Below are 2,649 nucleotides of genomic sequence, written 5' to 3' on the forward strand. Positions count from 1 at the left end.
ACKSGGCTGATAGGGAATTACGGATGGGGCTGCTTTCGGCCAAAAGCGGACGTTCTGGAGCGACCGCTGTCGGCCCAGAGTGTGTAAAAACGCTTCGCCAAAATTTAAGTATGCGCGTCTACGTTGAATCTGAAATTTAGCGGCACGTCGACAGATGTGGATTTCGCGTAGAAGCGTGATTTTCAGTCCGGTTTTGAGTACCTGTCGCGCTCAAAAACGTTTTTACACAGCCTCGGCCAAAAGCTGCCGCTCGAGTTCGCCTAGGAAATCAGTGGCGATTCAACTTCAAGAATTAAAATTTTGGCGCCCCTCCCCGGGCAAATCATATATCGCCAATATTTCATCGCTGTTCCCATACGCAGCTCTACTTAAAAGCCTTACATCTCCTTCATCTAAAAGCATTCGCGGATCTAGATTATTAAATATTGCAAACTCATCAACATATTTCTTAAACTTGCATCCACGCTCGCTTAAGCAGTTATAGAAAAGAACAACAAGTTCAAAATCTGACAAAAACGATCTAGCAATAACACCAAATTTCTTGCTTTCTGCGTGCTCACTTTCTGACGCAAAGCGAAAGACCGAATATAGGCTTCTGAAATATAAACTCAGATCACCTTGATGTCGAGACCACATCGCCTCATAAGCAATCACCATTTTAGCTTGGTGACTGGCGCCAGAGTTAGAGTAGGACTCTCTAAGCTGCTTAACCCATGTTTTAAAGCAGTCTCTGCCCACCATGGTAACTTTGCCATTCCTTTTTAAATCAAAGCCCTGGACTACGTTATGCTGAAGCGTCAGCATATTGTAAAACTGAGACTCAATCTGCTGACTTTTAATCTGCCTTTGAGTTTCAGAAAGATCCTTTCTTTGCCAAAACAATGTCAACAGAACACCCGAGAAAGCCAAGCCAGAAAAAAAAGCATTTAGCGTTCCAAAGCTATCGCCAAACGTCCCCTCCCGAACAGCCGCAGGCAATTTCCTGATTGGAATTTCCGAAGTCAAAAAATCAAAAAACAAAAAATAAGCACCTAACACAAGCACAACAACGAAGATGCTGAATAACCAATTCGACACAGATCCAACTACACAAGTGAAATATTTCAGAAGCATACGTAGTTACTCGTGGAAGACAGCCGTGAATGCCACTTGATAAAAATTAGAACAACAGCTACGAGCCTACCCAAGTACTATTTTTAGCAGGCATTTGGTATCAAGGCGTAGCTTGCTGAAGTCTTCTTTAAGCCGGTCAACAGCCTCCCGACAAATTCTGAACATTTCGCCAGCATCGCCATTTTTGTCATCGTATTTTTTCAGCATGACCATGTACGCATCCCAAACCCGGCCTTCAAGATCAACCGGCGAAATGCTGAAACATTTCAATTCGACATCAGTTAAGAAAAGCCCCATTTCTTCCCATGCCCGCTGCATTTCGAAACAATGATGAACCCAAGCCAAATCGCGTTCTTTAAAAAACTTAACACCATCAAGAAGCCCCATAGGAGCACTCTGATTTATCGAATCGATTACTTTTTGCATTACTGAATACAAATATGACTCACCAACTTGCTCGCCATTAAGCTTGTCCTGAAATGACTTTATCGCTTTGTATTTTTCGGCGTGCTTAAACTGTAACTGCCAAGCAGTTAGCGTTTTCACGCCGATTAAAGCTACAAATATAGTTGCGCAATAACTACCTACTTCCAGAATATCTTTAATGCTCGTATGGAGCGGTTTTCCAGAAAAACTCAGACCTCCAACCCCCCAAATGGCACCGCTAAAAAAACACACTAAAAACGCAAGAGCTATTATTTTTTTCAATGCAGGACTCCCTTCTTTCAGTACGCATCAAACCAGAAAAAACACCCCATCTCAAAGTCAGCCGCTGTATGCTTTTACCTGTCTATTGCGAGTGCGTTAAGCACTTTATTCGTTTTCACTGCTATCGTCATCCAGCTGAAATGGAGGCAGTGAGGCAGAGGCGCTTCTGTCCGATTTTTACGGTGCGTGGCGACGTTTCTGCCAGCATGCATAAGCAAACGCCATCAGCACTACTTGGCCTAAAGAAATCATTCACAAACAACCGCTTTTGGCTGTGGATTCAACCTGTCGTGACTGGCAGAAATCGGCCAAAAGCGGTTATTGTCTCGTCTCTGAATGGCCTAGGGCTGTGGCTTCGTCACGCGGCGCATTGGCAAGCCACAAACTTCACACAGATAGGTGCCATTTGGGCCACTTCTGAGGCCCTTGGTCGATACGCGCTCCCAGGATTTGGAATACGGCTGATCGTTCTCGGTTGTTTTCTCTTCACCCTGGTGGCCGCTGGGGCAAGCAAAATAGTCGTAGGTGCGCACTGCCATGATAGGGTTCTCCGTTCCTTGTTCGGCCTATAAGCCAGCATACTCTTCCCATTTTTGATCGCAGCTCTAGCAGCTCTCTCACCAACACCGCTGAGGAGTGAATCGGCAAAAGCCAAATGCACTTCCTTATAACGGAGATCAATCCTGACTTAGCTCCAGCCAGTCTAGATATTTGCCGACTAATTAAAAAAGCTAATCTGGTTAGTTATGTGGTTCCTTCCTATGTTACATGCTGATGTACGCTCATGAACTGATGAGCAACGCGGCGAGGCTGAGCCATAGCTTTCGG

General features: G+C 44.9%; 2 protein-coding genes. Both read right to left on the reverse strand.

Translation table 11 applies throughout. From position 1 onward, the window contains the following. Positions 1–285: 285 nt before the first annotated feature. The gene (locus tag HT737_RS29025) at positions 286–1,113 is read right to left on the reverse strand and encodes a putative phage abortive infection protein (RefSeq protein WP_182401259.1); all 828 of its coding nucleotides are present in this window, start codon (positions 1,111–1,113) and stop codon (positions 286–288) included. Positions 1,114–1,179: 66 nt separating this feature from the next. Beyond that, positions 1,180–1,821 (reverse strand): hypothetical protein, encoded by a 642-nt coding sequence (locus HT737_RS29030; protein WP_182404547.1) that lies wholly within the window; start codon positions 1,819–1,821, stop codon positions 1,180–1,182. Positions 1,822–2,649 lie beyond the last annotated feature (828 nt).

It is taken from the genome of Pseudomonas sp. MD195_PC81_125 (genome assembly GCF_014060985.1).
GTDB lineage: Bacteria > Pseudomonadota > Gammaproteobacteria > Pseudomonadales > Pseudomonadaceae > Aquipseudomonas > Aquipseudomonas parakoreensis.